34 protein-coding genes and 1 tRNA gene are annotated in these 20919 nt (G+C 34.1%); 6 read left to right on the top strand and 29 right to left on the bottom strand.

The annotated features are described in order from the left end of the window. Positions 1-14: 14 nt before the first annotated feature. Entirely contained in the window at positions 15-1091 is a 1077-nt protein-coding gene (yejK, locus tag H4J62_RS06510) for a nucleoid-associated protein YejK (protein WP_070373582.1), read from the bottom strand. A gap of 79 nt (positions 1092-1170) precedes the next feature. Between yejK and H4J62_RS06515 the strand changes: the two genes are divergently transcribed. The 3 genes from H4J62_RS06515 to H4J62_RS06525 all read left to right on the top strand — a co-directional run bounded on the left by H4J62_RS06515 (position 1171) and on the right by H4J62_RS06525 (position 3314). Next, positions 1171-1383, top strand: coding sequence for a DUF1414 domain-containing protein (locus H4J62_RS06515; protein WP_070373583.1), 213 nt, complete (start codon positions 1171-1173; stop codon positions 1381-1383). 64 nt (positions 1384-1447) lie between these two features. Further along, a complete protein-coding gene (locus tag H4J62_RS06520; RefSeq protein WP_182215162.1) occupies positions 1448-3139 on the top strand; it encodes a DUF3413 domain-containing protein in 1692 nt (563 codons plus the stop codon). Positions 3140-3237: 98 nt separating this feature from the next. Beyond that, positions 3238-3314, top strand: a tRNA-Pro gene (locus H4J62_RS06525). Between the two features lie 353 nt (positions 3315-3667). On the opposite strand, the gene H4J62_RS06530 is transcribed toward H4J62_RS06525, so the two are convergent. Continuing rightward, on the bottom strand, positions 3668-4078 hold the full coding sequence (locus tag H4J62_RS06530) for a hypothetical protein (RefSeq protein WP_182215160.1): 411 nt from the start codon (positions 4076-4078) through the stop codon (positions 3668-3670). A 262-nt stretch (positions 4079-4340) separates the two neighbouring features. Between H4J62_RS06530 and H4J62_RS06535 the strand changes: the two genes are divergently transcribed. Next, entirely contained in the window at positions 4341-4793 is a 453-nt protein-coding gene (locus tag H4J62_RS06535; protein WP_182215158.1) for a hypothetical protein, read from the top strand. Between the two features lie 90 nt (positions 4794-4883). On the opposite strand, the gene H4J62_RS06540 is transcribed toward H4J62_RS06535, so the two are convergent. From H4J62_RS06540 to H4J62_RS06665, 26 genes are all read right to left on the bottom strand, one after another. Then, entirely contained in the window at positions 4884-5771 is an 888-nt protein-coding gene (locus H4J62_RS06540; protein ID WP_182215156.1) for an alpha/beta fold hydrolase, read from the bottom strand. An 84-nt stretch (positions 5772-5855) separates the two neighbouring features. Then, the gene (locus tag H4J62_RS06545; protein ID WP_182215154.1) at positions 5856-6209 is read right to left on the bottom strand and encodes a hypothetical protein; all 354 of its coding nucleotides are present in this window, start codon (positions 6207-6209) and stop codon (positions 5856-5858) included. A 78-nt stretch (positions 6210-6287) separates the two neighbouring features. Continuing rightward, complete coding sequence (locus H4J62_RS06550; RefSeq protein ID WP_182215152.1) at positions 6288-6701, bottom strand: hypothetical protein; 414 nt, start codon at positions 6699-6701, stop codon at positions 6288-6290. A 114-nt stretch (positions 6702-6815) separates the two neighbouring features. Further along, on the bottom strand, positions 6816-7223 hold the full coding sequence (locus tag H4J62_RS06555) for a ribonuclease E inhibitor RraB (protein WP_182215150.1): 408 nt from the start codon (positions 7221-7223) through the stop codon (positions 6816-6818). 72 nt (positions 7224-7295) lie between these two features. Then, positions 7296-7763 carry a hypothetical protein gene (locus tag H4J62_RS06560; RefSeq protein WP_182215148.1) on the bottom strand — a complete coding sequence of 156 codons (468 nt, stop codon included), beginning with the start codon at positions 7761-7763 and terminating at the stop codon, positions 7296-7298. A 434-nt stretch (positions 7764-8197) separates the two neighbouring features. Then, positions 8198-8584, bottom strand: coding sequence for a hypothetical protein (locus tag H4J62_RS06565; protein ID WP_182215146.1), 387 nt, complete (start codon positions 8582-8584; stop codon positions 8198-8200). Between the two features lie 120 nt (positions 8585-8704). Next, a complete protein-coding gene (locus H4J62_RS06570) occupies positions 8705-9058 on the bottom strand; it encodes a hypothetical protein (RefSeq protein ID WP_182215145.1) in 354 nt (117 codons plus the stop codon). Between the two features lie 64 nt (positions 9059-9122). Next, positions 9123-9572, bottom strand: a complete 450-nt coding sequence (locus H4J62_RS06575; protein WP_182215143.1) for a hypothetical protein — start codon at positions 9570-9572, stop codon at positions 9123-9125. Between the two features lie 131 nt (positions 9573-9703). Further along, complete coding sequence (locus H4J62_RS06580; RefSeq protein ID WP_182215141.1) at positions 9704-9958, bottom strand: hypothetical protein; 255 nt, start codon at positions 9956-9958, stop codon at positions 9704-9706. Positions 9959-10061: 103 nt separating this feature from the next. Continuing rightward, positions 10062-10442 carry a hypothetical protein gene (locus H4J62_RS06585; protein WP_182215140.1) on the bottom strand — a complete coding sequence of 127 codons (381 nt, stop codon included), beginning with the start codon at positions 10440-10442 and terminating at the stop codon, positions 10062-10064. Between the two features lie 97 nt (positions 10443-10539). Continuing rightward, positions 10540-10938, bottom strand: a complete 399-nt coding sequence (locus tag H4J62_RS06590; protein WP_182215138.1) for a DUF1801 domain-containing protein — start codon at positions 10936-10938, stop codon at positions 10540-10542. A gap of 122 nt (positions 10939-11060) precedes the next feature. Then, positions 11061-11435, bottom strand: a complete 375-nt coding sequence (locus tag H4J62_RS06595) for a hypothetical protein (RefSeq protein ID WP_182215136.1) — start codon at positions 11433-11435, stop codon at positions 11061-11063. A 134-nt stretch (positions 11436-11569) separates the two neighbouring features. Continuing rightward, positions 11570-11908 carry a PDZ domain-containing protein gene (locus H4J62_RS06600; RefSeq protein WP_182215135.1) on the bottom strand — a complete coding sequence of 113 codons (339 nt, stop codon included), beginning with the start codon at positions 11906-11908 and terminating at the stop codon, positions 11570-11572. A 111-nt stretch (positions 11909-12019) separates the two neighbouring features. Then, entirely contained in the window at positions 12020-12388 is a 369-nt protein-coding gene (locus H4J62_RS06605; protein ID WP_182215133.1) for a hypothetical protein, read from the bottom strand. 117 nt (positions 12389-12505) lie between these two features. Then, complete coding sequence (locus H4J62_RS06610; RefSeq protein ID WP_182215131.1) at positions 12506-12898, bottom strand: hypothetical protein; 393 nt, start codon at positions 12896-12898, stop codon at positions 12506-12508. A 103-nt stretch (positions 12899-13001) separates the two neighbouring features. Next, positions 13002-13445 carry a DUF6326 family protein gene (locus H4J62_RS06615; RefSeq protein ID WP_182215129.1) on the bottom strand — a complete coding sequence of 148 codons (444 nt, stop codon included), beginning with the start codon at positions 13443-13445 and terminating at the stop codon, positions 13002-13004. A 119-nt stretch (positions 13446-13564) separates the two neighbouring features. After that, positions 13565-14008 carry a hypothetical protein gene (locus H4J62_RS06620; RefSeq protein ID WP_182215127.1) on the bottom strand — a complete coding sequence of 148 codons (444 nt, stop codon included), beginning with the start codon at positions 14006-14008 and terminating at the stop codon, positions 13565-13567. A gap of 99 nt (positions 14009-14107) precedes the next feature. Further along, positions 14108-14410 (bottom strand): hypothetical protein, encoded by a 303-nt coding sequence (locus H4J62_RS06625; protein ID WP_182215126.1) that lies wholly within the window; start codon positions 14408-14410, stop codon positions 14108-14110. Between the two features lie 72 nt (positions 14411-14482). Then, a complete protein-coding gene (locus H4J62_RS06630) occupies positions 14483-14950 on the bottom strand; it encodes a nuclear transport factor 2 family protein (protein ID WP_182215124.1) in 468 nt (155 codons plus the stop codon). A gap of 102 nt (positions 14951-15052) precedes the next feature. Next, complete coding sequence (locus tag H4J62_RS06635) at positions 15053-15526, bottom strand: hypothetical protein (RefSeq protein ID WP_182215122.1); 474 nt, start codon at positions 15524-15526, stop codon at positions 15053-15055. A gap of 135 nt (positions 15527-15661) precedes the next feature. Continuing rightward, positions 15662-16249, bottom strand: a complete 588-nt coding sequence (locus H4J62_RS06640) for a hypothetical protein (RefSeq protein WP_182215120.1) — start codon at positions 16247-16249, stop codon at positions 15662-15664. A gap of 135 nt (positions 16250-16384) precedes the next feature. After that, complete coding sequence (locus tag H4J62_RS06645) at positions 16385-16744, bottom strand: VOC family protein (protein WP_182215118.1); 360 nt, start codon at positions 16742-16744, stop codon at positions 16385-16387. Between the two features lie 120 nt (positions 16745-16864). Continuing rightward, positions 16865-17314 (bottom strand): GyrI-like domain-containing protein, encoded by a 450-nt coding sequence (locus H4J62_RS06650; RefSeq protein ID WP_182215116.1) that lies wholly within the window; start codon positions 17312-17314, stop codon positions 16865-16867. Positions 17315-17881: 567 nt separating this feature from the next. Next, on the bottom strand, positions 17882-18091 hold the full coding sequence (locus H4J62_RS06655; RefSeq protein ID WP_182218477.1) for a hypothetical protein: 210 nt from the start codon (positions 18089-18091) through the stop codon (positions 17882-17884). Between the two features lie 351 nt (positions 18092-18442). Further along, complete coding sequence (locus H4J62_RS06660) at positions 18443-18742, bottom strand: hypothetical protein (RefSeq protein WP_182221971.1); 300 nt, start codon at positions 18740-18742, stop codon at positions 18443-18445. A 117-nt stretch (positions 18743-18859) separates the two neighbouring features. Beyond that, the gene (locus H4J62_RS06665) at positions 18860-19120 is read right to left on the bottom strand and encodes a hypothetical protein (protein WP_259364971.1); all 261 of its coding nucleotides are present in this window, start codon (positions 19118-19120) and stop codon (positions 18860-18862) included. Positions 19121-19778: 658 nt separating this feature from the next. On the opposite strand from H4J62_RS06665, the gene H4J62_RS06670 reads away from it, so the two are divergent. Further along, positions 19779-20018, top strand: a complete 240-nt coding sequence (locus H4J62_RS06670; RefSeq protein ID WP_182218473.1) for a type II toxin-antitoxin system ParD family antitoxin — start codon at positions 19779-19781, stop codon at positions 20016-20018. Continuing rightward, complete coding sequence (locus H4J62_RS06675; RefSeq protein WP_182218471.1) at positions 20018-20311, top strand: type II toxin-antitoxin system RelE/ParE family toxin; 294 nt, start codon at positions 20018-20020, stop codon at positions 20309-20311. The genes H4J62_RS06670 and H4J62_RS06675 overlap by 1 nt, the downstream gene beginning before the upstream one ends. A 53-nt stretch (positions 20312-20364) precedes the next feature. Here H4J62_RS06675 and H4J62_RS06680 read toward each other — a convergent pair whose 3' ends face one another. After that, entirely contained in the window at positions 20365-20844 is a 480-nt protein-coding gene (locus tag H4J62_RS06680; RefSeq protein ID WP_182218469.1) for a hypothetical protein, read from the bottom strand. Between the last annotated feature and the right edge of the window lie 75 nt (positions 20845-20919).

Genomic DNA, 20919 nt, shown 5'->3' on the forward strand with positions numbered 1-20919 from the left:
TTAGTTAACTAAGTTTAAAATTCTGTATTTTCAGATTGATGAGCGTCTTGCTCTTTCTTATCAGCCGTTTGCAATAACGCTAATAATTGATCTTTTAAATTTGGTGGTACTTTATAAATAGTAATACTTTCATTTGCCGCATTGTAAACAACGTCTTCGCCAAAGTGACTGCGTTCAAAGCTCAAGCTGATCCCGTTACCATACCCTGAGTACTTAGTGACCTTATTAACAACCGTTTGATCATGTGGAAAAGATTCTTCCAACGGATAAGATTGCTCTTGGCAAAATTGGTGAAAATCTTGAGTGGCGCCCTCTTGCTTGATCACTTGCCCTATTTCTTGAATGGAGACATCCTGAGCAGCACTTTTTTGTTCTTTACAGTAACTCAATAATTCTTTGCGAGTATTCTGTTTTTCTGTCGCATCAAGTTGATTAACAGCAACATAATCTTCAACGGCCTGCACTAACGTTTGTGTTTGTTCTTTGGAATTTAAGCCTTCTTCACAACCTAAAAAGTCTAAAAAGAAATCAGAAACAACACGACCCGCTCTACCTTTGATAAACGAAACATACTTATTACCTTGCTGGTTTTCTTTATAATCAAATAAATCGATACGCGCTGCTAATTGCATACGCGCGGTATCAAGGTGTTTGTCAGCAGAAATATTTAATTCGCCATCGACAGAATAATGTTCAGAAACGGGGATCACTGTAGCAAGTAAATAACGACCGCCCATGTACTCATAGTGACAAACAACTAAGTAGCCGGTTTCTGCCAGGTTATATTTTTCCAATTCATTTTTTAATAAATTAGCCGCCTGACTACTAAAAGCATAAAAACTTTGTGATTCACCTAAATAGCTTTCCATAATATCAACAAAACGAGCAGTATCTCCTGCTGCAGGCATAGTGGTAAAATGTCCGTAGGCTTTACTCGCTTTAGCATTATAGATTTTATGAAGTCCATCAACAAAATTTTCAATCTTATTGCTGATTTCGATAGATTCTGGCCCTAAACGCAGCACAACTTCACCGGTTTCTTCTTTTTTGGTTAAAAAATGTAGGGCAATGTTTGAAATAATTAAGCTCATAGTTAAAGGCCAGTTTTATATTGTTCAGGCATTTGATAAACTTGTACCAATCTATCAAATAACCTATTAAGTATTTAAGATGCCTATTGTATCCAAGTATTCGAATGAACGTGTAGAAAAAATTATCCAAGATTTACATAATGTTTTAGTTAATGAGTCTGCAACCCCTGATCTAGCGCTAATGTGCTTAGGAAATACCTTAACAGAAATTATTAATAAAAATATTCCTGAAGCAAAAAGAGCTGATATTGTAACCAATTTCACTAATGCTTTAAAAAAGTCGGTCCTATAATTACCACTATATTCATAAAATATAGAATTGATAAACTACAATAATAAGAGAATGATAATTAACTATGGTTGCATTTGATTCAAAAACGTATAGCAAGCGCCTGTTACACCTGATCAGTTGGAGCCATTGGTTCACTTTTTTTAATATAATTGCCGCCATTGGATTATCATCCTTTTATATTTTTAGTGAAGGAGGTCCCGAGACATTCCTTGGACAATTTTATTTAATCACCACGTGGTTTAGTCATATGGGTTTTTTAACCTTTATGACTTTTGTTTTAATACTATTCCCGATCACCTTAATATTTCCACATACCCGTTTTATTCGAGCAACAGCCTCTGTGGTCTTTACCCTGCAATTGTTAATATTACTGCTAGATGCTTATATATATAACAGTTTGGGTTACCATCTAAATGCTTCTTCAAGCGCACAAATTGTTGATCTAATTAGCACGCAAATACAACATAACAGCCGTATGTTTTGGTTTGTTAGTATCGTATTAACCTTGTTTATTTTAGCCTTTGAATTAATTCTGAGTAATTATGCGTGGAAACATTTAAGAGACTTACAGAAAGTCGTCTTCGCAAAATTTGTTGTTATTGGTTTAGTCTGTTCTTTTTTCTTTAGCCACTTATTACATATTTGGGCTGATGCGAACTTAGAATATGATATTTTAAGGCAAGACACAGTATTACCTTTGTCATACCCTTCGACGGCAAAAACATTACTCACCAAATACGGTATGTTTGACCGTGAAGCATACATAGAAAGAACAACAAGCCCACTAGCCTTTACCAATGCTATTCCTCAATACCCGTTGCTCAATGAAGCGTGTGTATCACAAACACCAATACAAAAATCAGTATTTATGGTGGTTAACGATGTGAGCTTAACAGATAAGCAAATCAAGCAATTCAAGCAGAGAAACACCCAAAACCAGTTAACGCTCGAACATCATATAGATAACGCCTTACACAAAAACGCGTGGTTTAACTTGTTTTACAGCTTGCCTAGTATTTACCAAGAAGGCTTGGAAGAACAAAAGGCGATCCCTTTACTCTTTCAATTATTAGACAGAAATAAGTTGGCAAGTTCTTACACAATGATCCATGACAAGATAAATAAAGAACTAGTTTCAGAATCACAAGGTTTTGAACATTTATTTAGCCAGCAAACGACACTTGATAATATTTCATCACTAGTCTTTGCTGATAAGCTTAATAGCTTACCTGTAGGCTTACATTTATTTTATTTTGCTGACAGTAATACTTACCAATTTGAATTGTTTATGGATGCTTTGCTACTAGCACAAAAAACAAAACAAACTAAAGATATTATTTGGATCACTTCCGTTGGCAATAAGACCAAGGCGACCAGTTTATCTATTAAACCTTCGTTACTTATTTTACCTGAAAGTAAAAGTAAAACAGTGAGCCATTTAACCAGTCACATGGATATTCAACCAACCCTTATACAGGAATGGTTAAACTGTGAAATTAATGAAACAACCTATAGTAATGGTAAAAATGTTCTGCGGTTATCCAAAGACCGTATTATTGCCAATACCATGGACGATGGCATGATGGTATTTAGTAAAGACAAATCGGTGTTTATTGATCAAAACGGTAATTTCCAAAGCTACTCTCGACAATTAGCGGCTCCCATAATGGTAAACTCTGATTTTCCATTAATGATTGATGGGGTTAACTTTATTAAGCAGTTTAGTAAGCAGGCAGAGAAATTGAACAATAAATAAACTAACAGATTGATTTTCTATATTTTATATTGCAATCAGTATTTAAACCATTATTATACAGGCAGTAAACAGATTAACCCTCTTAATGTTTACTGATTCGGGGTATAGCGCAGCTTGGTAGCGCGTGCGTCTGGGGGACGTGAGGTCGCAAGTTCGAATCTTGCTACTCCGACCATATTAATGAATCAAGACGTCCTAGGACGTCTTTTTTTATGCCTAAAGACCAATCTAAACGACTAATCAGCAAAATTATAACGCTTTTTACAGACCTATATTGTGTTATGAAATCCCACCGCTAATTAACACTCTAAGTAACACTATCTATTACTCATGATTATGATGTTATTTAGAAAGACCTGATTGTTTAATTACTATACTATTGATGTGTCATAGCAAAATAGCATAACCATTAGGCAATATTTAAGTTAAGGCCGCAAAAGACATAAATTATAATTTTACTGATACTTTAGGCTTACAAATGGCACCAAGAAAAGATAATGGATAAAAGAGATCACAGTATTACTTTAGCTAAGCTCTCTCTTTACCGTGATAGAAATATACAAACTTCTCAATATCGTGAACGCCTGTTCCCCACATAGGTGAGTTTAATGAAATAACAGAACCGTCCTTTGCTATTTTAATCTTTTCTCTTACATAAGTTTCAAATTCTGAAAAGTTCTCAATTTTAATGTTTTTTAATTCTTCTACAAAGTGCGCTGCTTTATACTTAACGGCTTCTCGCTCATAGTGTTTCGCACAGTTTTCAGGAATAAGAAAAAATTCTTCATCTTCATCCCAATCAAAGGCTTCCACGTAGTCAATTTCTATACTTCCTGACCCATCTTCTGAGTAACAAGCAAAGGCGACATCATAGTCTTTTGTTTCAGGCTGCTTGCTAAAGACAGACTCTAAATCGTCGATGATATGCTGAACCTTCATTTAGCTTCCTAACACCCCATTAAGAGGTTTTAATTGTTGGTTAAAAAAGTGACGAGGGAGCAAATAGTGAACTCTTACTTGTCCTTGTTAAATGGCTTGTTAGCCTTATGTTACCTACTTGTTACGTAGAAAAAAACTCCATTTTTGTCTTCTATTTAAGCTTGAATATTACATTAAAATATCTATAATCCTGCTGGCTAATAAGTTTAAGGAATGAACGATTTATAATTAACTCCATTAAACGCAGGTAAATATTACAATTATGACTGTCATGGCACACCCAAACTTACAAAATGTTAAGCGATATAGAGTTCAAGATAAGGTGTTTGGTATTCAAGAATACTTTTCTATTGCCAAGCATGGTGACAAAGCTAAAATTTTAGCAGAGAAAAGACAAAAAGAAATCTCTCAAAAAAGACTATATCGTCAAATACGTATGCAGTTAGATATAAATAAGATATTTCATCCTGATGGAACCGTTATTGGACTAAAACGAACATTAAAAAATAAAAGTGGTTCAATAAAGCAAATTTTACATATTCAAATTATCGTAAATGGCAAACAGAAAAAAACTGATATCACAATTGATAATAAAACCTTTGAACAAGCATATCTTAAGGCTCAAAATAAAATATTGGAGTTAAGAAAAATTGAGCAATCTCCTGAAATAACAGAAATATTCAAAAAAATAGCAGGATACTACAAATACAGCTAATGCCCCATCAAGAGGCTTTTAATTGTTGATTACAATGTTAACGCCACTTAACCAATGGTTTAAATGCCTGCTTGAATGCCTTGCTATGCATCAATTACCACCAATCAATGATTCAATAATACTAACAACTAGATCAGGATCTGCTATATGTAGATGATGTCTTTTTGATTCAGAAAAAATAATTTTAGTATCAGTCGATAAAGCTTTAAAACTGTTAATTGTATTAGCATATAAATCATTCATAGGCTTAGCAATACTGTCGGGAACAAAAGGTTCATCATATCTAGGTGTTTGGTTAATATAATCTTTACTTGTTTTTGAAAAAAGAACAATAAGAGGCTTACCTTCAAAAGTTTTGGAAGCTTTGATTAACTCATAACTTTTAAGGTGATCTACTTTTTCAGCCATGTTTTTAAACATAGGGTCTTTTACACCTAACTCAAATTCCATTATATCTTGCAAATCTTTATTTTCTGTTTCAAAGCCATCAGGCCATCTTGTAGCCATTGTATGAAAATACCCATAAATACCTGGGTCAATGAATACAGCACCTAAAACATCACTGGTATATAAATGATTGTAAGCTCGAATAATGTAGGATGCATAGGAACCACCAGCAAAATAATATGGAGGTTTAACATTGGCGACAGACAATAATTCATGTAACCAGTTTGCCGTATCAAAAACGGTAAAAGGTACAGGCCCTTTCTCACTTTTCCCCAACCCTAAACGATCGTATAAACAAATACTGAAAGTTTTATTTAGCCGCTTAACATTATTCATCCAAGCTCCATCCGAGCCTGCTCTGCTATAACCTTGCTCTAAAATAAGCTTAGGTTTATCGTTTTCATAACATTCTAAATAAAGTTTAAAACCACCAACATCATAAAGTCCTTTCTTTGTTGATAATAGAGTTTCATCGTTGGCTGTACTGCTAAAGTTTACCAAGAGAAATATAAATGCTAAATATGATTTCATACACTGTCCTTGTATATATTTGATACCTAACGCCCTATTAAGAGCCAACTGTTATTTGTCTTGCTTTAACAGCTTGTGAGGCGTTTAAAAAAACCAACCCGTTGGATTATCAATAGCCTTTTCCTGGTCAAGCGCTTTCATGCCTTTAACCGAACGAATTATTAGCCAAACCATCCAAAACAGCAGCACAAACCAACCAATTAAGATCACAGATAAAACTGAACCTAAAAAGATAAAAAGAGCACCAATCCAAAAAGTTCTAATTTGGAATTGATAATGTGTTTTTAACCATTCAGGTGCTTCGTCCCTATTGATATAGGCCATTACAACGCCAATAATCCCGGTTATACCAAAGATTAAGCCGACCATATAAAGTATGTAAACTATTTTGGCAGACCCTTTCGTTGTACGGCTATTTTCCACTGTTACTTCACTCATCTATTTTTTCCTTTAATTGTGATGAATTTTAATTAATTTCTAAACATCAATAAAAGCCTAACGCCCTGCTTGAATGGCTTATACGCACGAACCTTTTGAAAAGCTTAAATTCATAATATTCTCTAATCGATCACTATCTCCATTCCTAATATCTATAGAAACATAGTTCCCAGCGTTTATATATTCTACAAGCTGTGCGTCGCTACAAACTTTATCTTTTATGTACTTACCAGAGTTTGTTTTTATTTTAGTTTTATCATTTGAATCAAGATTTTCACCTATACCACTTAATTCTAATGCTAAACCTACAGTATTTTTATCAACGTGAAAATATGTCATTTTTATACGATCATCATTTTCAGTAAAATATTGTTCAAACGATGTCTTTAATTCTTCCTGAGATGGTTGCATTAAATCATTGTATGCCATTCTGCCTATATTTAGAGCCAATAGAAAAAATAGTATTTTTTTGAGATGCTTCTTCCAAACCATATTAGATAACCCATTGCGTTTAACGGCCCATTAAGAGGCAAATGATCGTTGGCTAAAATAAGCGACGAAAGAGCAGATAGCCAACTGTTATTTTTCCTGCTTGTATAGCTTATATTACATTTCTACCGATGCGCCCCAACCTACTGTTTCGCATGAGTTTGATGGAATTAAGGGCATTAATTTAGCTCTAAATGAAGAAATTTCACTTAAATTCAACTTCATATAAGCGCTTAAAGATGAAGACCAAAGTTTCCTTTTTTCAGAATAGAATATGTAATCATCGTCAAAGCCAACAATTTTTGCTCTTGATATTATTTCAGCAACTTGTTGCTGACTTTTGCAGTCAACCATAAAACTTACCCAGTGTACTTTCTTAGCATTAGATCCTTTCTGAATGAGCAACTCAATTAAACTTTGATCAGCTTCAAGATAATTAAATGGTGAAGGTTCCGGATTTATCTGCTTTGTAGCACAGCCACAAATAGAAATAAGTACTAAAGTTAATAATGTTATTTTGCGCACAAACTTTCCTTGTAATATAACGCCCAATTAAGAGGTAAACAGTCACCTGTTTTTATCCGTTTGAAGTTATTGTTAAGCTTTTTGATTTATTGGCTCAACATCAAGAAATGGTGTTGAAGGTGTTAACCTAAAAAATACTACACGAACACCAATGTCTGAAGTTTTAATGGTAATATTTATTAAAGCATCACCGTTTTCGAAAGTGCCTTTGAACGAAAACTCGCCTGTTGTACCAGACGTGTGAGCATTGTAATTACCAATTTCAAAATCTGAAATACTTTTAATTTTTCCCATCGTTTTGAATTGGGCCAGTATTATTTTACTCTCTTGAGTATTGATTTGTTCAATAAATTCATTACTCAAACGAGCATATATGTCCTGTGTTTCCCAGCGCTCACTGAAATCAGCCATAAACTGTTGCACAAATGGCTCTTGTTCGTCCTTAAAGCTAGATGAACCTGCCGCTAAAAATATAATTAAGATTACAATCAGCGTAAATAGACCACCAAGCCACATCATTAACTTTTTTAGAAACTCCATACTATGATTTATCCTTAAATGTCTAACGCCCGTTAAGCGGTAAAAATATTGTTGGCTAAAATTGACAACGCAGAGATAACAGTCAACTGTAGTTTGAATGTCTTGTTAGCAAACAATTTAGTTAAAAAAAACAAGCTTTTACACTGTACTGATGGAAGTAATAAGCATAAATTACCGCATCACTTAGCCACAAAACTTAATAGTTAAACAATAACACAGAATGCTTAACAAATTATAAACAAAATAATTACAACAAAAAAGGAAGGAAGCAAACACTAATCCTTTGATGTTAAGGGACAAACACACCGATAATAGTTAAGAAATTGTGTTGCCTCCCCTGTAGCTTATAACGCCCATATTAAGCGGCAAATAATAGTTGACTATAGGTGAGCAACAAACAGCAGCCAACTGTTTTTGTCCGTGTGAACGTGTTGTTAGTTGCTGATCACACCAATAGTTGATACATAAATCAGAAAGATACCAAATATAAGAGAAACAACACCCGCAGGCCTGAATGTGCTTTTAAAATTATGAGCTGACCAAACAGCAAATTTACGATGCTTATCAGAACCCATAATTACAAGCCCAATACCAACAGCGATGAGTAAATAGCCAATACTAAGTATTAATTGAGGATACAGTGTAGATTGATTAAAAAGTACAAAGACAACCCCTGCAACTAATCGACTAATAACTTCGAACCAATGGAAATAACTTCTATTACTGAAACTTACGATCCCATCTGACCAATAATTTGGATTAACAATCATGACGATGCTTAGACAGATCATTATTAAACCAAACGCAGTGATGAAATACACAGAAATCTCCTAAGCAACTAACGCCCATATTAACGGGCAAATAATAGTTGGCTAAAATATGATGCGAAGCGGAACCAGCCAACTACAATTTTCCCGCTTAAATAGCTTGTTATATGTAAATTACCTAACTAGTCCTAATACTTCTTCGCCTTGAAACCCAACACTTAATTGATTACAGCTTTTTGCCGTTATTTGGACATCGACAAATGAACCTTCAGCTGCACTATACATTTTTGCATCCCAAGAAGATTTCGTTGAGTCTATCTTAAGACTTTTTAATACAACTAAACCAATGGACTCAGGGTTTAAGTTATGAGAATAAACTGAGATTTCACCTTTAGTTAAATCAATAAAAAGTTTTGCCGGTTTAGCTGAGTGATCCCAAATACCAGTAAAATTACATTCATCACTTTTCGCCTCAGGTGAAAATATTGAGACTATAAAGATTGAGCTTAAAACTATCAGTTTGAACATGACTATCCTATACATATAACACTCGCTTGAGCGCTTGTCAGAGAGCAGTTAACACCATTCACCTCTAACTATTTGATTTAAAAGCGCGTTTTAATGCCTTGGGAATTATTGAATCCCCCTTAACAATCCTACTATTATTAATTCCTCTAAACTTAGATATTACTGCTGAGTCTGCAGTATATGATTGTCCATTTATAGTGATGAAGCCATCAGTAAAGTACACTTTAAACAATTCATTCTGATTTGGAGACATTAACAACAATATGTCAGAACTTTCTAGGTTGACTGGATTTTTGGTTGTTGTAGCCGTTAATACTACGGTATCAATAAAATTTTTTATTAATTTAAAATTTTCCCATCTAGCATAAATAATTGCACTATCTTGCTTTTGATTTAGCCAATAAATAGATTCTACTTCTTGAATCGTACTTGTGTCATAAAATTCATCACTAGCAGCTAATACAACAGTAGGTATTATGCACAAACACAAACACAAAAATAAAAACTTAATCATTTCGCAACTCCTTGATAATTCGCAGAGACTATCTCTGCTCCCTAACGTCCCGCTAAGGGAAATTTAATTGTTGGTTATAACGTGAAGCGAGCAGAGCCTAACCAACTGTTAAAAAGACCTGCTTGAATGGCTTATAGTGACTTCAAACTGAATGCTTCATTAATTTTATTAACCAATTCTTTAGCTTGAGCTTCATTAAGTGAAATAGGTAAAGAAGAATAAGACAAAAAACCTTTAGATACTATGTTTAGACCAACACCAACGGAACCGTCTTCTAAGCCTAGCTTATGTACATTAACCTTAGTTTTTATTAAAGTTTTAGCTAACGCATCTACTTGACCTAATGCGCCAATTTCTTTGCCTTTAAATAGTTTAAAAAGTGCCATGCTCGTCCTTGTAAAATATAACGCCCAAATAACAGGCTAAAAATAGTGGGCTAAAATGGAGCCAAGAGAACGGCCTGCTGTTTTAGTCCTGTTGATTTTCTTATTAGGTACTTTTACCCAAACCAAGCGACTTAAGTATTAAAAGTGATAATAAACTAATAAGACTAGAACATATAAAGCCTGTAAGCGGAGCAAATGTTCTTCCCGTATCGGATATGACCTTACTCATCGCTAGCTCTTGAGATGCGGTAATTTCTAAACCATTAAACATACCGTCATTATTAAGATCGAACTTATTTAATTGAAATTCTAAGTAAACTTCATATCCAAAGACTGAATATATTATTAAGCCGTATGAAATGGCAAAAATATAAAGACTGATTTTCGATGGAAACGCTAATTTTTTTCTTGATAATTTAAGATAAACAAATATTACAATTGGCGCAAGATACAACAAAACAAAGAACATGTAGATTAGAACCATCCAGACACTCCAAACGCCACGTTAACCGACAAAAGATTGTTGGTTAATGTTGCGAAAGGAGTGAAATAGCCAACTTTTTTTGTCCTTGTTTAATTTCTTAGGCATTTTTACACCTATATTTTTGCTGCATATACTGAACGGATAACTTAGCTATTTTTTCGAGAACATCCAGTTTGATATCGGATAATTTATTAATATACAAACAAGATTTGCCCAGTTTATGTTTACCTAGTTCCTGTAATAAGTCTTCGATTTTGTCAAAACCAGACATTATATAAACCACTAAGTTTTGTTTTCTAGGAGAGAACGAGATTACTGCGGAATCTCCTTCACGACCGCTATCGTATTTATAGTGATATTTACCGAAGCCAATTATGCTGCCACTTAAATAAGGCTTATACCCAGATACTCTTTCCAAAAAAGATAACAACGCAAATGAATCCGATTTTCTGGTCTCATTTTCAATGCACGATATAAAATTGTTGATTTCATCCATTTGACTGCTCCAAAATTATCGAAATGCCTTGCGGCCATATTAAGTGGCAAATAATAATTGGCTAAAATGTGAACGGAGTGAAACTGCCAACTGTAATTTTTCCGTTTGAAGTTCTGTTAGGTTTAAAGAAAGCCTGCAGAAAAAATACCTGCACCAAGCCCCAAAAACCCCATAGAAGCTCCACGAATAACCTTTAAAATTTTAGACATTTCATATATGTTTTTACCTTTGAGCAGTGAATCAACAATATGGTCTTGCCCAACCAAAGAAAAAAATATTGATAGAGCTAAAAAAGCTAATGAAACATAGATACCATTTCCAATTACAACAACGTTTAATTGTATAAGAATTATTATTGCACCAATGACAGCAGATGAAAGCCACGCATATTGTTTTAATAATTCAAAATGAAGCTCTGTTGTCAATGTTTCATTCTTCGCTTTATTTGTACCGACTGATTCGACTTCGATATTTTTTTCTACTATTACTTCTTCCATAATTTAAAAAGAACTCCAATGTATGGTTAAACCTATTGCCTACTTTTAGAGGCAAATAATATGTTGGCTAAAATAAGCGACGCAGGAGCAAAAGCCAACAATTATTTGTCCTGCTTTAACGACTTGTTATATTTTTATTGCAGAGTGATATTGGCTTCATATGTTTCACCGTTAGGCTTCAACATACTCAAAACGACATTATCACCAACTTTCTTTTGTAAAGAGCTCTTAGCTGTCGAAGCTGAACAGCCAGGAATTTTACAGCCATCAATTGCAACTACGTCATCGCCAACGTTAAGCCCTTCTTTTTCAGCGGAAGAACCTTGAACAACTGATTTGATAGTAGCTTTAGTTACTTCAGGACTAAAAAATCCAGATACATTTACATCCATTTTAAAACCTTTTTCACCTTGCTCCTCTGCAAAAGTATAGAAAGAAAACATAGTTAACAAAATTGTGATTAATACTCTCATGGTAGATTTTATCCTTAAAATATAACGCCCCATTAAGAGGCTAAAAATTGTTGGCTATATTCGCGAGGAACGAGCACAACCAACTGTTTTTTGTTCGTATTGACTTGCTTGTTAGGTTTGATTTTCAAGCCAAGCTAATGCTTCTTTTTCACTATTGAATTTCTTTATTTGATACCCCATTTCAGCGGCTTCTTTAGTTACGATTTGATCCGTAGGCTTTTCAATGTTATCAAGCACCGCGACTGAGGCCATATTAAACTCTTCTTTGGTAGCTATATATTTTCCAAAAATTTCCTGTTCAACGTTAGTCATCTCTTGCTTTATACTTCTAACGTCAATTAACAATCTGAATCTCTTAAAAGCATTAAAATTACAACATAGTTCATGAACTGAAGACAATCGTTCTTCTAAAGTCATAACTCCTTTATAAGTGACTTTAATTATTTTATTAGTTTCAATGATTTCAATTTTATGACTCATAGTTTATTTTAAACCTACGCCTTGCTATACGAAAAATAATCGTTGGCTATAATGTTCGATGAACGAGCGCTAGCCAACTGTTTAGCGTCCGTTTGAATCACTTTTTAGGTTAATACCTTAATTTTCACTCAATTCTACAACCATTGGCTTACCGCCAAAACCATGTTCATTACATTTGGCTCTTACTATTACCTTAGATATTTCTGATGGAATTTTTATATCACACTGGCTACGAGTAAATGGTTGCTCATTATCATGAGGATGAGCAAGTTGACGGTATCCAAGTTTATTACCGTCTAAATCTATAACTTCCCAACCATCTGCGTAATGCCCCCACCCTTGGTCATTGTGCCGAACTGAGGTGGCAAAGCACCAACTACCGTTTGATTTCTTAGTAGCGAGAACCTGTGTAAACTGAGCAAAATCCAAAGAAGTAGAATAAGTATCTACGTCAAATTTTGATGCGAATGTTGATGATGCAAACATCGATAATATTACCAGTAGTTTCATGTAAACTCCATTTCACCTAGCGCCCTAATAACGGACAATAAATTGTTGTTTAAAATGGCGCGAAGCGAACAGCCTGCACTTTTCAGTCCTGTGGATTAGCTTGTTATACATTACTTGCTAGTGGTATTTCGGCTTTAGGCCATTTCCACGCGTACCAAATAATCGCCAATGAGATTAAAACCTCTATCGCTGTTAAAAATAAGTAAAACACCCAGGTTTCTGTCAAATTAGTTGCAATAAGAATAACTATATAAAGCGTGCTCAATATTATATTCAACCAACGATTTATCTTAGGTTGCACCACTAGGGTAAAAAATATCATCACACTTGGCATTGCCATTAATAAAGCAACTGCAAAAAACTCTAATTGAGTTTCAGCCGTTACTTTTACTGCCATAGCATCTGCTAATATTCCAGGTACATAAATCTGTATATAGTCACCGTAAACATAACAAAACATAACCGCTACCCAAAGCGCAGAAATCTTTAATTTTACATTAATTTTAAAATCTTCATAAACTTCCGTATTATTTTTAACTGTACTCATTCAAAACTCCATATTTTCGATAACCTATAAGGCCTGTTCAGGGGCTAACTTTGGTTGGCGTACTGTGAGCGGAGCGAGACCACCAACTGTAACTTGTCCTTTTAAGTGATTTGTTATATTTAGAATTTATAACCAACATCTAATGTAAACATAGCCTTTCTTGAAGGGTTGATACGCTGATTACTAAATAATGGTGTATATGATTCTTCATCATAGACACCCACTCCAGCTCCTAAAACCCAGCCACTGTCTTTAAAACCTTCCAAATGATAATTATAAGTTATAAAACCATATCGGCTATCTCCATCAAAGATACCTTGAATTTCACCAAGTGAAAAACCAACAGAATGATATTCATCATCTGAAACAATTGTTTGCATTCCTATTGAATATCCAGGTAACCCAACTGACATGAAATATTTACTATCTTGATGTTTTACTGAAAACTGAGTCCCAATAATTCCACTATATTGAAAACCTGCCCCAAGTGAAAACTCAAATTCAGCTCCAAAAGCAGAAATAGGGAGATAAGATAATAAAATAAGCAGTGATTTTTTGAACATAACACCATCCTTGATTAATAAAAATAACGCCGCATTAAGCGGCTAAAATTGTGAACGCAGTGAAACAGCCAACTGTTTTTTGTCCGTTTTAATGCTTTGTTATATGTTTTTTCGGCGATAAACTACAACCCAAAAGTATACTAATATGGCAATTAAATTTAGAAAATACAAAAGAAAACCAATTAGCATCCGATGATCAGTATCATCATTTTCAATAAAGTCTTCTAACATTAACGTCCAAAAGCCAATAACAGTAATAAATAATATAGGGATACCGACTTTCTCAACTAAATGAGCTTTATTCCAATTAACATATGTATATTCATCTAAATACCCCATTAGAGCTGCAATAAGAATTACAACGACAACAAGTGTGTACCAAAAACCTGCAAGTAATTTCATAAAAGTTTAAACATAAAATGCCCCATTAAGAGCCAAGTGTGTTTTTTCCGTTTGAATAATTTGTTAGGTGAATTATTTACCGTACCTGCGAATAACGGATACCTGACCATTTTCTAACTCAATAACATCTAGTACCACTTTGCTATAACTAAATTCTGAACCATCTGAGCGTAGACCTTTAGCAGAAAATTTATGCTTAAATGCAATTGAGTTGTAACCAACAATATACGCTATTAATTTTGAATCATAACTAGTATGGACACCCAAATAACGAGTCATCCCTTTGCGCATCATTTCTTTCCCATCCGGTTCTCTAGAATCATCGGGAGCATTAGGGAAATGTTGATTGCCTACATCATCAGTTAAGAATGATAAGTAATGTTCTAAATCTTCTTTAGAAGCATTAGGCTGTTGAGTTTTTACCTTTGCTTTATAGTATGCTTGAAAAAATTTATCGTAATCAACCATATCTTCATTGGCTACCACATTTGTTGAAAGACAAGTAATTAAAACAGCTACGATTGATATAAATTTATTCATTTGTGCTCCTTAGTATGAGATTCACATAACGCCTAGTTAAGCGGCAAAAGTGTGAAGCGGAGCGGAACCAACCAACTGTAATTTGTCCCGCTTAAACAGCTTTTATGTGCACTTTATTACCTGTACGGGTGAATTACAATACTCTAATTTCCCTATTAATTCGTTATTATCTGCATAGTTAGGACAATTACCAATAGTAACAGCATAAACGCTACCATTTGGTTGTATCTCTACATCGACAAAAGATGCAACAAGCCTGTCTCTTAATTGACGACTCCAAGTAAAATGATAATTGGTATTATGGGATTTTAGGAATGATCTGTCTGGCGCGTTAAACTTACTAGTAAAAGAAGTTAAAGCCATATCCTGAGTCTTTACATTTATACTCGCAGACCTTGCTGTCCAGGAGAACGGCCAAGATCTGGTGATATCTACAGATATTTTGCATTCTCCAAGCTCCGAGGTACGCGATAGTTCAGAAACTATTTCTGCATATTCAATGTTCTTTAAACTACTTGAGCCTGCTTGACTAAGCCAAACAAAAAGAATAACTATTGGAATCAATATACGATTCATGATGAATACGCCTCACGTCCTGTGTACCTAACGCCCAATTAACGGGTCAAAATAGTTGGCTAAAATGTTAAACGAAGTGAAAAAGCCAACTATCATTTGTCCTGTTTTAACGACTTGTTATGTTTACAGCACTATCTACAAATTATAATAAGCACCAACAAAAAAACCATGTTGTTTGAAAGCATTTATATATCCTGATAGAGGAATAGATAAACAAGCGCTGAAATAATCATTTATTTTATATGTACCTTGATCTTTCCACCCATGTTCAAAAGCTAATTGTATTGGCCCTTTAATTGGATGTTCTCGTTGTATATCTGTTAGTGGGATTGAAATAAAATAAGAACCATTATTTGAATTAACAATATCCTTGAAAGTAAATGGTTCTCCGAACTCTTTAGCTCTAATTGTATCCTTTAGAAAGTCAACATAATGCCCTGCTTTTTCTTTACAAATATTAAACCTAATATGCTTTGAGGCTACCTTTATTGCATCACTAGGCCACTTATCCTGCTGGTACGAATATTTTGCAGATAAAACTAAAATATCTCTGTCGTAAGGGCTTCCCATTTCTTCCAATTTATCAGGTGTAAAGTTCTCTATTTCTTGAGGTAATTCATCAATGAACTTTACAATATTATTGTTAGCAAATGATTGGGAAGATAAAGTTGAGATTGTCATGCCTAATAGCAATGATATGTGTAATTTATTTAAATGATTCATAATATCCTTATTATTTAACTATGATGGTAATTGAATGTAAACATAACGCCCCATTAAGAGGCTTCTAATTGTGGGTTAAAATGTGAAGCGAAGCGGAACCTAGCCAACTGATAAAAGTCCTGCTTAAATCGCCTGTTATGTGCCAGATAAACACCAAACAGCAAATTCATTACCACTAGGTTCAATAAAGTGAAAACGACTACCACCAGGGAATGAGAAAATTGGAGTAGATATTTTGCCACCAAAAGACTCTACAATTGATTGAGCTTGCTCCAAATCATTCGTTTTCAATACGAGCAAGGCAGAACCGTTTGAGGTTACTGATGATAAGTCCGATTTATAAAAACCACCGTCCAATCCTTCATTTGCAAAAGCAGTATAATCGGGACCGTAATCTATAAAACTCCAACCAAAGGCATTCTCAAAAAACTTTTTTGTAGCTGGAATATCTTTAGCAGGAAACTCTACATAATTTAACTTTAAATTTACAGGCATAACCTAAATCCTTTTTGGCACATAACACCCAATTAACGGGCAAAAAATAGCGAGCTAAAATACGAACGAAGTGACAAAAACCCGCTGTTTATTGTCCTTGTTAAATGGCTTACTATGTAACTATTTAACCGCTACATGGACTTCTATTTCATTTCCGTTTGGGTAATACTCGAAATCCGTTGTATAAAGCCTTATATGTTCTTCTTTAACGTTAGAAAAATAATTCCAAACTTCTGTCCAAGCATCAATAGCTATTTGAGGCATTTCGCCTTTATGCGTAAACACAAGATATTTTGCTTCAGGAATAGTTATCTTTTCCATATTTATATTCGATGGAAAAGACGTTCCGTCAAAACCAGCAAGAACAGTAAACTTTCCTGTGTGGTCTGATTCATAGTTAGAATATACACCATATACTCTTTCGCCACTTTTATAATCCACTGGAACCGATTCATCAAAAGCTTGCCACAAAGCTCCTATTTTACCTTTATTAGGATCCATCTCTGTTGCGTTGTCAGTTCGAATACTAAGCCCGTTAATAGTTTTTTCTGAAACAAATTTTAATTCCATCACGATACTCTTCTAGTTACATAACGCCCTACTAAGCGGCTAAAAATAGTTGGCTATAATTTGCAAGGTACGAGCAAAACCAACTGTTTGTGTCCGTATTGAGTTGCTTATTATGTGTTTACTTTGACCTTGTAACCGCCAAAAAACCAACATAAAGCAGTACCTATAAAGATAACAGGTAGCAAAACAACAATTTTAAATTTTGAAACTTCAATGTGTAAATCAAAATAATTTAATGCATCGTTAACATATGGAAATAATGAAAACATAACGAGTAGAGTAATTATAAAATTGAAATATACAAAAGCATTAGCTTTCAGATGAACATTACAGTTGATACACCTTGTTGAGAATGCATTTCTAGCTCTGATCCAAGCTGTAAAATTGATAGCTCTTTCGTTGCAATTTGGACAATCCATAGTCGATACACCTTAAACACATAACGCCCTGTTAATGGGCAAAAATTGTTGGCGAAAATGTTGAACGGAGTTAAAACAGCTAACTGTTTTTTGTCCGTTTGAAAGCCTTCTTAGCTATACACTATTTACACATTCCAATTGACGAAAACTAAAACACTCGTTTTCCAGATATTGCGATATAAATGGCAACAAAACCAAGCAATGAATATATCCATTCGAAATAATCAACCTCTTGGTAATTACCTTTCAATGCCATTGTGCCAATCATATACGCTAAAAATAATGAAGGAACAGCAAAAGCACCTAGTAGAAGCCGAATATTTAGAGGTAATTTTGTACTTTTATTTTTCGTATTCATTGTTCATGCTGTCCTTTGTAAATTTTAGCTAGTGCCACAAAATATGATCTGTATAGCTAACGCCTCATTAAGAGGCAAATAATAGTTGGTTAAAATAAGCGACGAAGGAGAAAAAACCAACTGTTTTTTGTCCTTGATGATTTTATTGTTAGGCATTTTTGCCACGGTGTGAAAATATTAAGCTAATACCAGCTAGAAATGCAGCACATATGACCCAAAAAGTGACAATAGATACAAAAAGTGGGGTAATCACTGGCGGTAAATTAAATAGAACAGCTAAAGCAATAAATCGCTTTATAAACACCTTTAATTCAACATACTCAAATCCTTTTGAATGCTTTGTTATACCTATTATTTCACATGCTTATTAAGTGACTCATCAAGTTGCTTTTTCTGTTTTACTTTTTCATTTTTACATTTGTTTCTTTCATATTCATAGGGATGATTACAGTTTTCATCAGCACCTAAACTGATTATTAACGTCTGCTCTCTTTCCTTACATTTAGCTTCTTGAGCTGGTTCCATATTGATGCATGATGATTCTATTTTATTTGTTTCTGCTTCACCATAATCATCTTCACTATAAATGCTACATCCATTCATAACAACTAAAGCGATAACTAAATATAATATATTAAACTTTGAATTCATCTGCTAACTCCATATGTGTATAACACCCAAATAATAGGATAAAAATGGTTGGCTATAATGGAGTGAAGTGAACAGCTCGCATTTTTTAGTCCTGTTAGTTTTCTTATTATATGCCAATTAGTCACTAGTTTTTACTTTAGAGCCAAAAGTCCCAAGCCAAAAAAACAAAAGTGATATTGCCATATGTTTAGATAAATAAGCGTAATAGCCCCAATGTTCGCCTTTGACAAAAGTATACTTTCCATCAAGCGCAATACTTGTAGCTAACGTTTCGTATACATTAAAAACAAAAGGAAGAGAAACCAAAATCATAGCTATACGAAAGAACCAAAGGTACTCACTTTTTAATTTAACTTCGATCAGTGTTAATTTGCTCACCGGCTTGAACCACTCCTTGGCATAAAACGCCACGTAAAGAGGCTTTTAATTGTTGGTTAAAATGTGAAGCGGAACCTAACCAACGGTTAAAAGTCTGACCTGCTTGAATGGCTTATAGAACCTACAAACAACCCTGTCCTGTGTAACAGGATACATACAATGACATAACCCAAAATAAAGGTACAGAGATAGCTGTACAAAGAAAAACATATAACTGGATGACAATTTGCGACTTTATTTTAATGAGCAAAAAATTCAATCCAATAAATAAACACATTAAAATAGAGAAATTTATGATTAGGTTTATAAATGTAAGTAGACCATTAGCTGAACCATAATTAGGCGTGAGCAAGTAAAGTAAAACAGAAAATAAAAATGTTAAAGAAATGCTTACCAATATCTCAGTACGTATGCCTTTTACAATTCGTAAGTACAACAATAATTCCATAACTATAAGTATTATAAGGAAAGGAATGACAAAGATTGATAGTTTACTCAAATCCATAAGTACTCATAACGCCCCATTAAGGGACAAATAATAGTTGGTTAAAATAAGCGACGAAGGAGAAAAAACCAACTGTTTTTTGTCCGTTTAATTGCCTTGTTATATTTTTTATACCATAATCTAATATATATTGGTACAAACAAGGGTTTCATTATGGCTAAAAATACTAGCGTCACACTAGGCGATCATTTTGATCAGTTTATTAACCAACAACTTAACACAGGTCGTTACGGTTCAGCGAGTGAAATTGTTCGAGCTGGGTTAAGAGCTTTAGAAGATCAAGAAACTAAACTATTAAATTTACGCAATATGCTTATTCAAGGTGAACAAAGCGGTATAGCTGATTACAGTTATGATTCTTTATTAACAGAATTAGATAACGAAAATAACTAATGGAAAAATTAGTATTATCCGCTAAAGCGAAATCAGATTTAATTAAAACAGCTCGATACACTCAACTTACATGGGGAACCACGCAACGAAATGATTATTTAAAAATATTAGATAGCACATTTCGATTATTAGCTGAGGAGCCAGAGTTAGGAATAGACTGTGATTACATCAGAGAGGGTTACAGTAAATATCCTCAAGCTAGCCACGTAATTTATTACAAAGAACATAAAGTAAATCAAATATTAATTGTACGTGTGCTGCATAAAAGTATGGATGTTAACTCTGCTATCTAGAAAAATTTAACGCCCCATTAAAAGTCCTGCTTGAATGGCTTGTTATATTTCAATTACTTACACCAAGTTACAGGGATTATACGAGTTTTATCCGTATTAACAGCACCTGCATGAAAACCACACTTATTACTGCCGCACATATAACCAAACATCCCAGTTATTTCCCCATATTCTGAAGTTAACTTTATGCTTTGGTTGTTTTGAAAGTAAATTTTAGTTTCGTCATTTCCAGTAGGTAACGCCAATGGAATTGGTACAATTAAAACAAAAGCACCAACGCCAGACCAATTATAACCATCGTGATATGTGAGTACGTCACAAGAACCATTGGTACTAATTTGATCTGGTTTTCCCCAAAGAGATGTTACTTCCTCTTTAGAATATGATTTATTTTCACCGTATCCTTGTTCGTTACGCTGCTCTGAAAGATTAAAACTTTCTTTTTTAGACTCGAATGTTCCATATGACCCAACGGATAAACCGATACAACCAGAAAGAAAGAGTAATGAAATTAAAACTACCAGAATACGCATAATGTCCCTATTGAAATATCGCCCTGCTAAGCGGCGCGAAATTGTTGGCTAAAATGTAGGAGGAACGAGTGCTAG

Source organism: Colwellia sp. BRX8-5, from assembly GCF_014077325.1.
In the GTDB taxonomy this organism is placed as follows: Bacteria; Pseudomonadota; Gammaproteobacteria; order Enterobacterales; family Alteromonadaceae; genus Colwellia_A.